At 38.7% G+C, this 17,184-nt stretch carries 12 protein-coding genes; 1 reads left to right on the top strand and 11 read right to left on the bottom strand.

The annotated features are described in order from the left end of the window. Window positions 1-8: 8 nt before the first annotated feature. The 8 genes from PARC_RS20360 to PARC_RS20325 form a co-directional block, all read right to left on the bottom strand. Complete coding sequence (locus tag PARC_RS20360) at window positions 9-1,223, bottom strand: EAL and HDOD domain-containing protein (protein ID WP_010552997.1); 1,215 nt, start codon at window positions 1,221-1,223, stop codon at window positions 9-11. 89 nt (window positions 1,224-1,312) lie between these two features. Further along, a complete protein-coding gene (locus PARC_RS20355; protein ID WP_010552998.1) occupies window positions 1,313-2,848 on the bottom strand; it encodes a glycogen synthase in 1,536 nt (511 codons plus the stop codon). Window positions 2,849-2,929: 81 nt separating this feature from the next. Further along, the gene (gene glgC / locus PARC_RS20350) at window positions 2,930-4,231 is read right to left on the bottom strand and encodes a glucose-1-phosphate adenylyltransferase (RefSeq protein ID WP_002958601.1); all 1,302 of its coding nucleotides are present in this window, start codon (window positions 4,229-4,231) and stop codon (window positions 2,930-2,932) included. 14 nt (window positions 4,232-4,245) lie between these two features. Further along, window positions 4,246-6,783, bottom strand: coding sequence for a glycogen/starch/alpha-glucan phosphorylase (locus PARC_RS20345; protein ID WP_010552999.1), 2,538 nt, complete (start codon window positions 6,781-6,783; stop codon window positions 4,246-4,248). Then, a complete protein-coding gene (gene glgX / locus PARC_RS20340) occupies window positions 6,776-8,839 on the bottom strand; it encodes a glycogen debranching protein GlgX (protein ID WP_010553000.1) in 2,064 nt (687 codons plus the stop codon). The genes PARC_RS20345 and glgX overlap by 8 nt, the downstream gene beginning before the upstream one ends. Further along, complete coding sequence (gene glgB, locus PARC_RS20335) at window positions 8,832-11,039, bottom strand: 1,4-alpha-glucan branching protein GlgB (protein ID WP_010553001.1); 2,208 nt, start codon at window positions 11,037-11,039, stop codon at window positions 8,832-8,834. The genes glgX and glgB overlap by 8 nt, the downstream gene beginning before the upstream one ends. Then, window positions 11,040-13,034, bottom strand: coding sequence for a 4-alpha-glucanotransferase (malQ, locus tag PARC_RS20330; protein WP_010553002.1), 1,995 nt, complete (start codon window positions 13,032-13,034; stop codon window positions 11,040-11,042). A gap of 9 nt (window positions 13,035-13,043) precedes the next feature. Further along, window positions 13,044-13,346, bottom strand: coding sequence for an isoamylase early set domain-containing protein (locus tag PARC_RS20325; protein ID WP_007580752.1), 303 nt, complete (start codon window positions 13,344-13,346; stop codon window positions 13,044-13,046). Window positions 13,347-13,729: 383 nt separating this feature from the next. On the opposite strand from PARC_RS20325, the gene PARC_RS20320 reads away from it, so the two are divergent. Next, window positions 13,730-14,662 carry a hypothetical protein gene (locus PARC_RS20320; RefSeq protein ID WP_010553003.1) on the top strand — a complete coding sequence of 311 codons (933 nt, stop codon included), beginning with the start codon at window positions 13,730-13,732 and terminating at the stop codon, window positions 14,660-14,662. 59 nt (window positions 14,663-14,721) lie between these two features. Here PARC_RS20320 and PARC_RS20315 read toward each other — a convergent pair whose 3' ends face one another. From PARC_RS20315 to PARC_RS20305, 3 genes are all read right to left on the bottom strand, one after another. Then, window positions 14,722-15,744, bottom strand: a complete 1,023-nt coding sequence (locus PARC_RS20315; protein WP_010553004.1) for a cache domain-containing protein — start codon at window positions 15,742-15,744, stop codon at window positions 14,722-14,724. Between the two features lie 248 nt (window positions 15,745-15,992). Next, window positions 15,993-16,367: a hypothetical protein gene (locus tag PARC_RS20310; RefSeq protein WP_024605160.1), complete on the bottom strand. Its 375-nt coding sequence runs from the start codon at window positions 16,365-16,367 to the stop codon at window positions 15,993-15,995. 277 nt (window positions 16,368-16,644) lie between these two features. Further along, complete coding sequence (locus tag PARC_RS20305; protein ID WP_002958609.1) at window positions 16,645-17,073, bottom strand: Lrp/AsnC family transcriptional regulator; 429 nt, start codon at window positions 17,071-17,073, stop codon at window positions 16,645-16,647. Window positions 17,074-17,184 lie beyond the last annotated feature (111 nt).

Below are 17,184 nucleotides of genomic sequence, written 5' to 3'. Positions count from 1 at the left end.
ATTATCCGTTAAATATTATTCTTATAACTGTCAGCCCAATCGACTGACTGCTGGTAAAGTGGAGGAAGTATAGCACTGTCTATATTTAGCAAAAGTACAGCTTGTTCAAGTGCCCACCAGCTTCCTGTTTCATATGCTTTAACAACGTTTAAAATATAATAAAGTGTGTTTTTATCCCCTAATAATGCCGTTTTTATTTCATCAGGGAAAGGTAGCTTTTCAACAAGTAAGCTCATTGGTTGATCAAGGATTGCATCTAGCAGTGAAAATAACCCAGTTAAAAATGCTTCGCCTGACTGGCTCTTATTAACCTTTTTTGCTAACAACTCACAAAAACGAGCACGTACAACACACACTTGCATTAGCTCTGCAGGCTTTTTACCCGCTGTATGAGCAGTAACAATAAGGCTCACAAACTTTTTAAGGCGTTCATGGCCTAAATACACAAGCGCTTGCTTTAATGACGATATTTGGCTTTGTATAGGAAAAACACCGCTGTTAATTAAACGCAGTAATTTATATGCAAGTGCAGCATCAAGCTCAAACAGTCCAGATATAGCTTTTATATCTGGACTGTTTTTCATTATTTCGGCGTAAATAGCGACGACTAAACCATAATTATAATCAATGTCATTTTGTTTGATCATGGTAGGTTTTGCAAAAAAATAGCCTTGAAAATAATCAAACCCCATATCAAAGGCGAGCTTATAGTCTTCTTGCGTTTCTATTTTTTCGGCTAGTATTTTTATTTGTTTATGCGTTTGTAACTTATTAATTATGGGCTGTATTTCGCTAAGAGGTGTAATCGCAATATCAAATTTAATGAGCTTCACAAGCTTTAAAAAACGATCCCACTGTGGTTTATATACAAAGTCATCGAGTGCGAGTTTGTAGTTACTATGAAATAAACCTCGGCACAGTTCATAGTTATCGTCGGTGGGCTCTATGGTTTCGAGTAACTCAATCACAACGTCTTGGCATGGTAGGAAAGCACATAAATCGAGTTTTAATGATTCTGGTCCTATATTAATAAGCGCTTTTTTGCCTGATGTAATATGGCGTGTACCTAAATTTAATTGATTTTCCATAATAAGCCTTGCTGTTGCTTGGCCTTCTGCAATATCTGGAAAATAATTTTTTGGACTATCACGAAAAAGTAGCTCATAGGCTACTACTTTTTTACTTCGATTGAATATTGCTTGCCTTGCAACAAATACAGACACATTACCTACTTCTTAGTTTTTATATAATACTAAGTAATTAAACCCTAAGCAGGTACATTTGTCACTAAACTTTAAAGTACAGCAACGATTTACCGGTATAAGGTTGTTATATAATCAGTTGCCACTTGTGGCCACGAAAAACGCATTTGCTCTGCGCTGTGCTTAATTTTATGCCACTTTTTAGGATTTTGCTTTTTAATTAAGAGAGTTTCGTCTAAACAGCTAATTAAATTACTCGTTTGCGTTGCTAACGTATCTCCATTAAAGCTAAAACCATTTTCGTGGTGTTTAACTGTATCTTTTAATCCGCCAACACTGTGAACTAAACACGGTTGCCCCGCACGCATTGCTAACATTTGGCTAATACCACAAGGTTCAAACGAACTTGGCATTAAAAATAAGTCACCTAGTTGATACATTAAATCGCCAACACCTTGACCATAGCCCTTCAAAAATAAAAGATTAGAATTACGCGCCATTGCTTTGGTAAATATGCTTTCGAGCTCTTTATCACCCGAGCCTAGAATAATAAGTCTGCCGTTATATTCATTAATGACTTGGCACACTTTATCAATAGCTAAAGCCTCATTAACCTGCTGGCACAATAACAACACTTTTTGCTCTGTAAGTCGGCCAACGCTTGTGATTAATGGGCCATTATTAACCGTTGCTTTAAATTGCTGTAGTCGTTGGTGGGCAATATAGTAGCCGCTTTGTAACTGCTCGCTATATACCATCCAAGTAAATAAAGTGTTCTCTGCTTGGCTATAAAAATCAGCGAGAGTTGCTCCTTCAAGTGCATTGCTTGGATATTCGCAGCCATTTAAAATACCGACAAGCTTACCTTGGCTTGCTGCATTTTGCAGATCTTGCTCAAGCCCTTCGCCACCAAAAAAACCATGCTCGTAATTACTAGGTTCAAGAACCTCTTGGCTGTAGGTTGGTGATACAACATGTATTTTATCGCAAAGATTTATTGCACTGCGCATAGGATTAAAGCAATGAGGGTAACGCGGGTCGCATAGTTGCTGGCCATTATAACTAAGTGACGGAAACCATGCCTCTAAGCTTGAGTCGTCGTGTTTAAAAGGTCTTATACCTTGCAGTGCAATATTATGCACTGTGTAGGCAATGGGTAAGGTATTAAGTGAGCTATAACGTGGCTCAAACTTAAGTAAAACTGCAACGCAGGCGCTGTGCCAATCATGTAAATGTAGCGCTGTAGGGCGCTTTAATATACCTTGTAATAATGCTTCGCAGACAGCTGCATTAAATAAAGCAAATTTAGTCGCATCAGTTGCAAAAGGCCTCCCCGGTGCATCATTACAATATACACTGCCTGATTCACTAAATAGCGGGTGGCTAATAACAATTTGGCTTACGTTATTTTGGGCTTGTTGTACTTGAAAAACTGTTAATACATGGGGTTGAGCATTAAATGCAACGGTTACTTCACCTATATAAATACGCTCAAGCGGCTCAAACCCGTAGTCAGGAATAACAACGTCAACCGTTATACCTTGCTTTGCGAGCGCCCTTGGGGCATCGCGTACTACATCTGCCACACCGCCTACTTTTGCGCCTGGTAACGCGTCATTTTCTGCTGCAACCATTAATACATGCATTAATTTACTACTTCCTTTAACCTGTGTGGGCTTGCTCATAAATGAGCAAGCTTTGTTGTCGTGCTTAATATTTAACGTGTTTTACGCTAGCTTTTTATTCTCACGCGCTTGGCGCTCTAACTTTTTTGCAAGCTCAGTGAGCATATCACGAGTAACAAGAACGATGCCTTTCTTAGATACTCTAAAGCCGTTTTCTTCATCTGTTTTTTTGTCAAAACCGATTTCGAGACCTGCTGGTATTTCACAGCTCCTATCTATAATCGCACGCTTAATTTTACAACCTCGATTTATAACCGCACCGGGTAAAATTACCGACTGCTCAATGGTACAAAATGAGCGAACGTGGACATTAGAAAACAAGAGTGACTTTCTAACCGCAGAGCCCGAAATAATACACCCACCCGACACAGTTGAGTCTAATGCCATACCGCGCCTATCTTCGTCATCAAAAATAAACTTAGCAGGTGGTAGTTGCTCTTGATATGTCCATATTGGCCACGTTGGGTCGTATAAATCAAGTTGTGGCTCAGGCATTACCAATTCCATATTAGCCTCCCAGAACGAATCTAGGGTACCTACATCACGCCAATAAGGTTGCCCTTCTTGATTTGGATCTCTAAATGGGAACGCAAATACATTATGCTCTTCTATAATCGCTGGAATAATATCGTGACCAAAATCTCGGCCAGAACCTTCATTCTCAGAATCTTTTTTAAGTTGCTCAAACAAAAATTCAGTATTAAAAATGTAGTTTCCCATTGATGCTAAACATGTACCTGGCTTGCCGGGTACAGAGCTCGGCATTGCTGGTTTTTCATCAAAACGACACACTCTGTTTTCTTCATCAACGGTCATTACACCAAACGTATCTGCGGCTTCCTCTACGGGCACTTCAATACAACATACCGTCATATCTGCGCCCTTTTGCACATGTTCAGCCAATAAAGCACCATAGTCCATACGGTACACATGATCTCCAGACAAAATCATCACATATTTAGGAAGCTCGTGACGAATAATATCTATGTTTTGAAAAACAGCATCTGCGGTTCCACAATACCAATCATCACCTTGGCGCTGAGATGCAGGTAGTATTTCAACCGACTCTCCTAGCTCTTTTTTAAAGTGCCCCCACGCGCGGTTTACATGACGTATTAATGAATGTGATTTATATTGTGTAGCAATACCAACACGTCTCACACCCGAGTTAATACAGTTTGATAGTGGAAAATCGATAATTCGATGTTTACCACCAAAGTAAACTGCTGGCTTTGCTCGCCAATCGGTTAGCTCATGCAGGCGAGAACCGCGACCCCCTGCCAGTATTAACGCGTAAGTTTCTCTGGTTAGGCTACTTATGTAGCGATTTGCATAATTGGGCATAATACTCTCTCCATTTAGTCTAGGCTGTTAGTGGCATGGCTTTTAGTTGTCGTTAAGTCTGTTTCACTAATATTGAGGGGTTCTAAATGCCAAATATCTTCACTGTATTGGCTTATGGTTCTATCACTTGAAAACATTCCACTGGCTGCCGTATTTAAAATACTCATTTGTGTCCAGTAGGTTTGATCTGCGTAAGCTTTATCAACTTCTTTTTGAGCTGCTACGTAACTTTCAAAATCGTGCGCAACAAGCCATGGATCGTTCGGGCTTTTAATTGCATTTGTTATATCGTCAAATAAGCATGGTTCAAACAAGTTAAAGTGGCCGCTTTCGAGTAGTTGCATTACATTATTTAAATCGCTATTTTGCACGATTAAATGCTCAGGATTATAGCGCGATTTAATATCGTCAATTTGATGAGCTTGTGCCCCAAACAAAAAGAAGTTATCTGCACCAACGGCGTCTCTAATTTCAATGTTTGCACCATCCAGCGTGCCGATCGTCAATGCACCATTCATCATAAACTTCATGTTGCCAGTACCAGACGCTTCTTTGCCTGCGGTAGATACTTGCTCTGACAAATCGGTTGCAGGACAAATCACTTCCATAGCGGTTACGTTGTAATTAGGTAAAAAGGCGACGCGTAAATACGGGGCTGCTAACGGATCTTTATTTATAACCTCTGCCACGTTATTAATAAGCTTAATAATTTTTTTAGCCATGTAATAACCCGGTGCTGCTTTACCCCCTAATAACACACAGCGAGGAACAAGCCCTTGGGTATCACCACGGCGAATGCGGTCATATAAATGAATCACATGAAGTATATTTAATAGCTGACGTTTGTATTCGTGGATACGTTTTACTTGTACGTCAAACATCATCGATACGTCAAAATCAACATCGCAGCGCGCCTTAACTAAATCAACTAAACGCTGTTTGTTTTCGCGTTTAGCATTTTGCCATTGCCCATGAAATGCTTTGTCGTCGTAAAAACGACGTAGGTCGCTAATTGTTGAAAAGTTTTTAACCCAGTCATGACCAATTTTTTCGCTGATTAATTTACTTAAAACGGGATTACAATGCGCAAGCCAACGTCTTGGTGTAACACCATTTGTTTTGTTATTAAACTTATCTGGCCAAAGCGCGTAAAACTCTTTAAATAAACCCGCTTTTAACAGTTCGGTATGCAGTGCTGCTACGCCATTTACAGAGTAACTCCCTACAATGGCTAAGTAAGCCATACGAATTTGCGGCTCATCGCCCTCTTCAATCAACGACAATGCACGCTGTTTATTAACATCACCCGGCCATTGCTGTGCAACTTGTGCTAAAAAGCGTGCGTTTATCTCGTAAACTATTTCTAAAATGCGTGGTAATAGTTTTGAAAACAACGAAACAGACCACTTTTCAAGCGCTTCAGGAAGTAGCGTATGGTTTGTGTAGGCCATTGTTTTAGTCGTGATTTGCCAAGCATCGTTCCAATCAAGTTCGTAATCATCAATTAAAATACGCATCAGCTCTGCAACAGCAATACTTGGGTGCGTATCGTTTAACTGAAAAACATGAAAATCAGCAAAGTCGCTAAAGTTCTCGCCATGTTGGGAAACCCACTGATCAACTACGTCTTGAATACTCGCAGATGATAAAAAGTATTGTTGGCGCAATCTAAGCTCTTTACCATTTTCGCTGCTGTCGTTTGGATACAGCACCATGGTAATTTGTTCAGCTAGGTTTTTTTGTGCGACGGCTTCTGAGTAACTGCCTGCATTAAATTCGGTCAAATTAAATTCATCTGTCGCTTCTGATTTCCATAAGCGTAGCGTATTTACAATATTGTTTTTATAACCTGGGACAGGTACATCGTAAGGTACAGCTAATACATCTTGTGAACTCATCCATTGACGATGCTCTCGGCCGAATTTATCTGTGTAACTTTGTACGTAGCCGCCAAATTTCACACGTTTTGCATGCTCTGGCGCGCTTAGCTCCCATGGGTGCCCTTCGCGCAGCCAGTTATCTGGTTGCTCAATTTGGTTACCATCTTTAATTGATTGGTTAAACATGCCGTATTCGTAACGAAGGCCATAACCAATAACAGGTAACGCTAGACTTGCACAGCTATCTAAAAAGCAAGCAGCTAGGCGGCCTAAACCACCGTTACCTAAACCTGCGTCGTGCTCGGCATCTTCAAGCGTTTCTACTGTTGTACAGTATTCTTGTAATGCAGCAGCAACTTGGTCGTCTAAATCTAGGTTTAGTATTGCATTACCCAGCGCACGTCCCATTAAAAATTCAAGAGAAAGGTAAGCCGTTTTGCGGCGTTTCTCTTGCTTAATTTGTTGATTCGTTTCTCTGCAGCGGGCAACAAGTCTGTCGCGAATAGTCAGCGCTAAAGCATGGTATAAATACAGTCTTGATTCGCCGACCTTATCGCGACCTAGGGTATAATAAAAATGCCGTGTCAAGTCATCTTTAAGCGTACTTTCATCTATAACAGGACCTTCTTGCCAGCCCTTTACTACACACACTTGTTCACTTTGTTTAGCCATGACTTACATCCTCTAAATTAGCACTAAAAACCCAACTACTTTGTGCTGAAATTTCAACCATCGCATCTTCATTACTACTCACAGATGCATTATTTACACTTGATAAAACCATTTGCCACGGCGCATTAATAGGCGAAGGCGGCATTTGGCAAAAAACTGTTTTTTTACTGGCATTAAATACCATCAATAATGCATGATTGTTTTGCTTATCAAGTAAGCTATACATTAAAAACTGTCTGGTATCTTCATGCCAATGAGCATCGGTCATGGTTTCACCTTGTTCAGTAAACCACTTAACGGTAAAACGCTCGTCTATATCATCTAAAAATACACTGTGTTTGAACGCACTGTGCGCGCGTCTAATTTTTAAAGCATCATCAATAAATCGTGTTAGCGAATGATTAAGTTGAGAATCTTTCCAGGCAAGCCAGCTAGTGCGATTATTTTGGCAATAAGCATTGTTATTCCCCCCTTGAGAGTGCGCCATTTCGCTGCCAGCGGCAATCATGGGTACACCTTTTGAGAGTATTAAAGTAAGTAAAAAGTTCTTTTGTTGTTGCAAACGCAGTGCATTTATTTTTGAGTCACTGGTAAAGCCTTCTACTCCACAGTTGAACGAGTGATTTGCACTGTGCCCATCTCTGTTTTGCTCACCATTAGCTTCGTTATGTTTTTCTTCATAACTCACTAAATCGGCAAGCGTGAAACCATCATGACTCGTTATAAAGTTAATGCTATTAAGTGGTCCACGTTGGCTATGCTCAAAAATATCAAACGATCCATGCAAACGTTTTGCAACGCTTGCAATAATGCCCGTTTCACTTTGCCAAAAACGTCTAATTACATCGCGGTATTGATCGTTCCATTCTCGCCATGGAGGCGGAAATGCCCCAAGCTGATAGCCACCAGGACCTATATCCCAAGGCTCACTTATTAGCTTAACCTTATTAAGCACAGGGTCTTGGGCTACTGTTTGTAAAAAAGTATGTGCAGAGCTAAAGCCTGCTTTTGAGCGTCCTAAAATGGTCGCTAAATCAAACCTAAAGCCATCAACACCCATTACCTCAACCCAATAACGAAGGCTATCAAGTACAAGTTGCAGTGTTTTAGGATGATCAATATTTATGGTATTCCCACAGCCGGTATCGTTTATATATACATTAGGCTGACCCCCTACTGTGCGGTAATACGCTAAGTTATCAAAGCCTCTTAGCGATAATATTGGGCCATCGGCCCCCGCCTCTGCGGTATGGTTATAAACAACATCTAAAATAACTTCTATGTCTGCAGCATGAAGCTCGCGCACCATTTGCTTAAACTCGTTTATATCGTCGTTTACCAAATAGTCTTTATGGGGGGTAAAAAAGTTAAGCGTGTTATAACCCCAGTAGTTTTGCAGCCCTTTTCCTGTTAAAAATTGCTCACTAATAAAAGAATGAACAGGTAAAAGCTCAACTGCTGTAACGCCAAAGCTTTGTAAGTGCTCAATAAAGCTTGGGTGACTTAACCCTAAAAACTTTCCTTGTAGAGATTTAGGTATTTTAGGATGACGACACGTTGTACCTTTCACATGGCACTCGTAAATAACCGTGTTTGACCAACGGTGGTTTGGCTTTTTATGCGCGTACAACGTAGGAGCAGCTACTTTTGATTTAGGTATATCAATGGCATTATTTACGGTGCTTTTAGTGCCAATTGGCATTTGCCCATAATGGCGTTCGCTCCATGTAAACTCACCAAATAAGTCTTTTGCGTATGGGTCTATCAGTAGTTTATTTTCGTTAAATAGTTGACCATTTTTAGGGTTATATTCACCCTCAACTCTAAAGCCATAAAGTGCGCCGGCGCTTAATGGCGAAATATGAATACTCCAAATACCCCCTTCGTTAATATTCATCGCCATTTTTAGGATTTCTGAATGGCCACTTTTATCAAACAAACACACATAGGCTTGGCTTGCACCTGGCGCATAAAGCGCGAAGTTAACCCCATTATTAATAACACTAGAACCTAGCGGTTCTACATTACCGGGGGCTACATCAAATTGGTTACTCATCATCAACCTTTTGTAAGTAAATAGTTGTTAAGCCACCAATGGCAATTGAAATACTGTGTTTAAAGCCATGATTTGATTCATTTATTGCCTGAACTATCTGCGATGAATCTTTAGTTACTTCAACGCCAGAGCCAAAAAACTGAGTATCGTCTGTATTTAAAACAACTTTATAACGCCCTTTACTCGGTACACCAATAACGTAGTTTTCATAGGACGCGGGGGTAAAATTAGCAATAACAACCACAAAGTCTTTTGCGTTTTTAGCATAGCGAACAAAGCTTAAAATGCTCTGCTGATTATTATTGTTATCTATCCAGGTAAAACCAGCCGCGCTCGAATCTAGCTCATACAACGCGGGTTGGTTTTTATAAACGGTATTGAGCGCTTTTACGGTGTGCTTTATACCGCTGTGGCTTTGGTGCTCAAGTAAATGCCAATCGATAGAATGATCGTGTCCCCACTCTTTTCGCTGTGCAATTTCACCGCCCATAAACAAGAGTTTTTTACCCGGGTGTGCCCACATAAATGCGTAGTAAGCGCGTAAATTTGCAAATTTCTGCCAATCATCGCCTGGCATTTTTTCAATTAACGATCCTTTACCGTGTACTACTTCATCGTGGCTTAATGGCAATATATAGTTTTCACTAAAAGCGTATACCATCGAAAAAGTCATTTCGTGATGATGATGCTGACGGTATAAAGGGTCGTGCTGCATGTAATGCAAACTATCGTTCATCCAACCCATATTCCACTTATAGCCAAAGCCTAAGCCGTTGTGCTCAACACTTTGGGTGACACCCGGCCACGCTGTTGACTCCTCAGCCACCATCATAATGCCTGGGTTGTTTTTATAGCTGCGCATATTGACTTGCTTTAGGCACTCAATTGCACCTAAGTTTTCGCGCCCGCCATAACAATTAGCAATCCACTCGCCTTCTTTTCGGCTGTAATCTAAATACAACATAGAGGCTACGGCATCTACACGCAGACCATCTAAACCAAATTGATGTAACCAATACATAGCATTTGAAATCAAAAAGCTTTTAACTTCAGGACGGTCGTAGTTATAAATGTAGGTATTCCAATCAGGGTGAAAGCCTTGACGCTTATCGGCATGCTCATATAAATGGGTGCCATCGAATCGATGTAAACCATGCGGATCGCTTGGAAAATGCCCAGGCACCCAATCAAGTAAAATACCTAAATTAGCTTTGTGACATTGCTCTACAAAGTATTTAAAGCTGTTGTAATCGCCAAAACGGCTGGTAGGTGCAAATAAACCAACAGGCTGATACCCCCACGAACCATCAAACGGGTATTCACTTATTGGCATAAGTTGCAGATGGGTAAAATTCATTTCAAGGGCGTAGCTAACGAGTTTGTCAGCAAGCTCTGTGTAACTTAAATAGCGGTTGTTTTCAGCGCGTTGCCATGAGCCTAAATGCACTTCATAAATACTAATTGGCGCATCAATATGATTACGCTTTTGTCTGTTTTGAAGTGCCTGAGCGCCGAGCGTTATAGGTTCTGGTTTATACTGCAGTACACTTGCAGTACCCGGTGCTTGTTGCATTTTAAATGCATAGGGGTCGGCTTTTTCGAGTACTTCTCCACTTTGGGCGGTAATTGCAAATTTGTAGCACATGTCGGCTTTAAGGCCTGGTACGAATAACTCCCATACACCACTTGCAGGATGAAAACGCATAAAGTGGCGATTAGCTTGCCAAAAATTAAACTCACCAATAATAGAGACACTTGCCGCATTAGGCGCCCATACACAAAAGCGCACACCCTCTACATTTTGTTGAGTGCTAAAATGTGCACCAAAATGCGAGTACGCATGTTCAAGGCTGCCTTCGTTAAATAAATACATTGCCTCTGCATCAAGTGTGCTTTCAAAGCTGTATTCATCATAAAAGGTAACGCTGCTATTTGTGTACTGAGCAATGCATTGATAAGGCGCAGTGGGCAGCGCATCAACTTTGACTATAAATAAGTCACTTTGTTGGTAGCGTTGCGCCTTAATACTTTTATTATTTAATGTAACACTCACACTTATTGCACAAGGTAAGTAAAAACGAATTTCAACCTCAGCATCCGTTTTATGTGCCCCTAAAAAGCTAAATGGGTCTTTAAATCGTCCTGTATTTAATGCATGCACCTGTGCATCGTAACTATTTTCATTAGTTGTACTGCTCATTTAACCTTTCCTTATTGAATCGATAGCAGCTAAAAGTGAGGCATTTTTGGTAAAAATTTCTTCACTGGTATGCGTTAATACACGTCGCCAATTAGGATATTCTTTGTCTGTCCCGGGGATATTAACCGGATACTTCTGCTCATCTAAATCATCTATTTGTATTGCAAATAAACGCGATTGAGAACCCGCCAAACATAATGCTAGTGCGTTATATACTTCGACTGAATTACTATGTAATAAAAGCTCGGTTGTATTGGTATGGCGATTAATAAATCGTAGTATCCTATGTTGCTCTTCTATTCGTTGTTGCTTTAATTGCTCGTATTCATTGCAAGTAATAAGCTTGTATTGTTGCTTAATATTTAAATCAGCATGCTGCCACCAACCTGTAAATGGAGGGACATCATGATTGGCTATCATTAACAAACACTGTGTTGCTAGCTCATCTACCGATAAAAACTCACCACTGTGTTGTTTTTCAAAATAAAACAAGCTGTTAGAAAAAATACCGCTAGATGCCAAAGCCAGCCTTACCTCTGGCGGCACAACGCCTAAATCTTCTCCAATAACAATACTCTGATTAATATGTGATTCAATTTTTAAAATGGCGAGTAAGTGCTCAAACGGGTAGTAAACATAACAGCCATCTTGTTCGCCATTGCTTTCAAAGCACCACCATAGGCGCCTAATAGCCATTACGTGGTCAATTCGAAGTCCACCTACGTTTTGCATGTTTGCGCGAATGAGCGAGCGGTAAAATTGGTAGTGATTATTACTAAGGCTTTGGGGATTGAGGGCTGGGAGGCCCCAATTTTGACCAGCTTCAGCCCATGGATCAGGTGGAGCACCTACACTTGCACCTTGGCTAAACAGTGGTTTTTGATTTTTAAATTCAGCTCCATCACCCGCACAACCAACAGCTAAGTCGTTTATTAAGCCAATAGCCATGCCTCTCTCTGCGCAACTTTTTTGACACAGTGCCAGTTGCATATGCGCTTGCCATTGCAGGTAATAAGCAAATGTTAGGTTATCTGATTCGAGGGTATTTAATGTAGTTGAATGAGTATTACAAAAATCAGTAAACGCTTGGCGACGCTCATCACTTGCCGTTAATTCAAACTGATTATAAAGCGCTTCAAATAACGCATACTTTATACGGCTTACATTTTCATAATCTATAAATTGATCATTACTTTTTATAAGTGTAATTACATCGCCTCGTTGCATGAGGTCATGCAGAACTGTGTTATTTTGTGCGTCTTCGCTTAATACTATAGAAATATAAAGAGGGTTTAATAAAGCCCGACTACTAGGGCTATAAGGGCTTGCACGCTCTGGCATATCAGCAAATAACAAATGCAGTGGATTAAGTAATATGTAATCCATATTTTGCGAGCTGCATAATTTTGTAAGCGTTAGTAAATCGTCAAAGTCGCCAATACCTAAATGCGCTTTATTTTTTAATGTGTAAAGCTGAATAGATAACCCTGTGCGCTTTGTGTCTTCAACTTGATAGACTTGCTCAGGCACGCACCAAATTTGTGTAATAGCGTGTTGCTCACCTACCTGAACATTAGCGTCATGATAGCCAATTGGCATAGTTTCTATGGGTAGTGCCAGCTCAATATAGCGAACGCCATGTAAGTAATATTCACCTGTAACTGCCAAATGATAAAGGTTCTCAACCGCTATGTTCATCCCAAGAGAAGGGACATTAATGTTGGCGGCTAAATACTGCTGACGTTCGTCTATACGAAGCTTTAAAGCGCATTTTTTTTGGTCAACCAAACTCACACTGGGTACTAAATCCAGCCAAAGCGATGCATCTAAATCATAAGTTAGTTGAGTTATTTCGGCTTCGTTATTTGTATCAACACCGCAACATTGCAAAGCACGTTTACGCGTGTCTTCGCTAAAAAACACCTGTTCACCTGTATACTTAGTGAATTCAAAGCCAATACCATGCAGGTAAAACAACTGCGAAAGAGCATCCATTGAATCGCCTTAATTAATGCGTTGAGTATTTACTATGCTGTTTTCTGTGCCAAATGTATTGCCAATATAACCATCAGCTTGGTGGTCGTTATCCCAAATGTCTCCATTTATTAAATAACGAAAGTGAAATTGTTGATCGATAGGTAAGCGTTGTTTAAATTTAAACACACCTTGTTTTTTATTAAGCTTCATTGGCACAGGTTGCCAATCATTAAATTCGCCTAATAAGCAAACTTCTTCTGCCTCTGGATGAGAAAATTCAAAGGTTACTTCAGCTTCATCTTTTGTTTTAAAAAAACGTTTATTCAACATAGCAGGCTCCAACTAAACCAAAAAGGGTACTTAATCTTTGCCACAGGCCATACAACTAAACAAAAAGGCGATGTGGATTCCATTCAAAATCATTAAACACGTTGTAAGTTAACCAAAACTTTATTTACGCATTATTACAGTGCAACAATTCATTTTTTCTGCACCTAAAAAGTGCGGTTAGTATATAAACAATCTTTTTTAAAAAGCTCAGTAGTACAGAGCAATATTTGAACCAACTAAGCGTACATCACATATTATTTATTTAATCGAATTTAAAGTTAAATAATCCAAAAGTATTGCCTAAATTTATAAAATTCTTTTGTTCTGTACTTTCATCAGCGATAATACACAGCATCTTAATACTCTGAAATATCATAATTTTCATGTTGAAAAAAAGCATTTTAATAACTATAGCCATCATCTTTTTAATAATAGCCACACTTGTTGGTTCTTCAATCTATACCCTTTATAGTAAAAAAGAAATCTCAGTTGATCCTAAATTAAAAGAAATCTCAGGTATTGAATTTGATAAACAAAAACGTCTATGGGCTATTAACGACGGAGGCAACGAACCCAAGCTTTACCGCCTTAACAAAGATGGTTCTATCGCCAAAGAGATTTTGGTTGAAAATGCTAAAAACATAGACTGGGAAGACATGACCCAAAACAAATTTGGGCACTTTTTTTTAGGGGATTTTGGTAATAACAAAAACGATCGTAGATGGCTTACTATTTATAAAATAGAAAACCCAATAGATATAAAAACAGACACAACCCAAGCCGAAATAATTAAGTTTACCTACCCTGAAATGGATGGCAGTCCGATAAAACCTAATGACCGAAATTTTGATTTAGAAGCATTTGTAGCACTAGGTCGTCATTTATATTTATTTACTAAAAACCGCACAGAACCTTTCGATGGTATTACTAAAGTGTATAAAGTGGGCGATCATGCAGCAAATTTTGATGCTGAGCTAATTGACTCTTTTAAAACGTGTACCACGCTTGAAAAACTATGCTGGATAACCTCTGCGGCGCTCAGCCCCGATCGTAAAAAATTAGTCTTACTTGATTCAACAAGTCTTTGGTTATTTGAAAACTTTGAAGGTGATAAGTTTTTCTCTGGTGATGTATCAAAAATAGACCTAGGGATTGTTACTCAAAAAGAAGCAGTCACCTTTTTTGATGACAACACGATTGTATTTACAGATGAAGAGTTTAAAGGCATAGGCGGTAATGCTTATTTTATAAAGCTTGATAAAGCCAAAAAAGAAGTTATAAGAAAAAAACCTATTTCAGAAAAAACACTTCCATAGCATCTAGTTAGCTAAGCTAAAGCATTAAAGCTTAGCTAACTTATGTGAAAGGTAATGAGTTAATTACTCTTTTCATTTGACGAATGAAGTGCTTTTTCTACATCAACACCTAAAATCAACACTCCAATATGACTATTATTATCATCTAAAACAGGAAAACTTAGCTGAACTTGAAAATGATGTGTTGATGCATCATATGTGACGCTATCAAAGTTAAAATATTTTGACTGTTTAAATGTTTTAGTAAACTTATTTTCATCTCCTTGCCAGTAGTCACTGGTTAGCTTACTAATAGCGATGTTTTTTCCTTGGTTATCAGTCAATATTAGCTCAGTAACAACACCTTTGAATTGAGATTGCCATTTTTTAAATACTTTAGATAACGGTAAATTAAGCATAGCTAATCCATCAGGGTGCTTTACTTGTTTACTTTCTTTTATCCATAGCTGGTCTAGTCTTTTAATTTCAGATTCACTTAAGGGAGACTCATTACTTATTTGAACTTGTTCTACTAAACTAGGTAAGTTTAGTAAGGTTTTAGCACTACTGGACAATCTATCAAGTATTTGCTTTTCTTCACTTTTTGATAGTGAAAATGGTGCCTGCGCGCAAGTATTTATATTTTCATCAAACTGCTGCATAAATTTAGGGAAGCGTTTAATAAGTGAATGCGAAGCAAATAATCCCAAAGGTACATACCTAAAAAATTCTCTTTGATACTCATCTTCATTAATGCCTAGCTTAGAGGCCGCTAATTCAAAATCGTCTAAATCAAGTAGAATTCTATCAATCCGCTTATGGTGCATAACATTTACTATTTCTTCTAATGAATTTACTTCTACCTCAGCAATAATATTCTGAGTTTTAAACCAATTAGCCTGGTAACTCCCTCTTACTGCACCATAACGCATTTTATTTTTTGGTTTATTAATGCTCTCTGGATGAGTAAACCAGTACCAGCTTTCTAAAAAGATGGGGGATGATATGCGCCCATAGGCCTTCATTTCAGGCATTAAGTGAGTTGTGAAATAACCATCTAAGCGGTCTAACTTTACTTCTCGACGTGCGCGTAACCATGGCAAGGTTTGTAGCTAAAAAGGGGCTCCCATTTCAAATGAAATACACTCAACTTGGTTGACTGCATTATCAGGTGCACTGGTGGGTAAGTTTGTTCCAAACTGAAGAGGCTCAGTTAAACCTAATAAGAAAGTAAAAAGATATCCGGGCATAATCCATTGCTAAATAATGTACAAATTAAAATAAGTGTAGCCAAACAGATTAAAATTGCATTATTTGCTGTAATTATTAGGTAACAGCTCTAATTTCCCAGCTATGCAGCGCTTACACACTTAATAAACCTTTCTGTTAGCAGTGTTACTGTAGCTTTGTCTGTATAGTGCGGCTTAACATTCTTCATAATATGCTTTGAGCAAACATTTTTAGATTCTTCAAATTGAGAATTGCAGCTAGCAACAGTATTACCTAAAGCTTCCTGATAGGCTTTATCTGCGCACATAGTTAAAGCAAAATCTGTAGCCCCAGCAATTATTTCATTGATATTTACTGAGGATGTTTCGAGTTTAAAATAGATATCGCTATACGTATTAACTTCTGTATTCTTCTTTGACGAAAAATGACTAGCTTTAGCCGTTAAATAATAACCTATAAGTATGATTGATAATATCACTGTAAAAACCGTTTTCATAATTACCCTTAACACAATAATTAGTATTGCATTGTTTATAAAATAGTTCGATTTTTTACATAAGTACGAGGGAGGGAGACTCTCTACATCCATGTAAGTAGTAAATAAATCCTTGTCATATAATTACTAAAAACGCAATTACCAACTAATTTTAATTTTAGCACGCAAGATAAATAAATCAAGAATTTATAAACTATTTACTACACGTTATTTAGTAATGTTTATAGTCATTTCCAATATATAAACAGTATTAAACAACTCAGGGCTTAAATGGCGATTAACGCTTAAATTTAGTTTCTAAAATTACAGAAGATGTTGTGCGCTCTACTCCATCCAGATTTCCTATATCGTCTAGTAAATGGCTAAGCTGCTCTAAATTTTGAGCCTGTACTACAGCAATTAAATCAAACTCACCACTTATCGCGTAAAGCTGCGAAATTGCATCAATTTGCTTAAGCTCGATATTTGTTTTAGTTGTTAATTTTTGCCTTACTTTTATAGACACATGAGCTGATACCATTTTACTGAGGTAGTCGTCACCATAATCAACGCTATAGCCTTTAATTACACCCGTTTCTTCTAGTTTGAGCATACGGCTTTGTACCGTTGAACGAGATAAGTCAAGCATGCGAGCAAGATCAGAAATACTCGCTCTAGCGTTTGTTTTTAGTACAGAAAGTAGCTTTTCATCTTGTGGAGTTATCATAATGGTTATTTTCTTCGTTATTTTGTCTTTTATTTTAATCATTTTTCACAAAATAGCACTGCAATTTTAATAGCTAACCTTCGATAATGGCCTCTACAAGAAATAATAACG

Origin of the sequence: Pseudoalteromonas arctica A 37-1-2 (assembly GCF_000238395.3) — a bacterium.
GTDB lineage: Bacteria > Pseudomonadota > Gammaproteobacteria > Enterobacterales > Alteromonadaceae > Pseudoalteromonas > Pseudoalteromonas arctica.
Note: the sequence above shows the minus strand (reverse complement) of the source record. Positions and strands in the feature narration are given on the sequence as shown.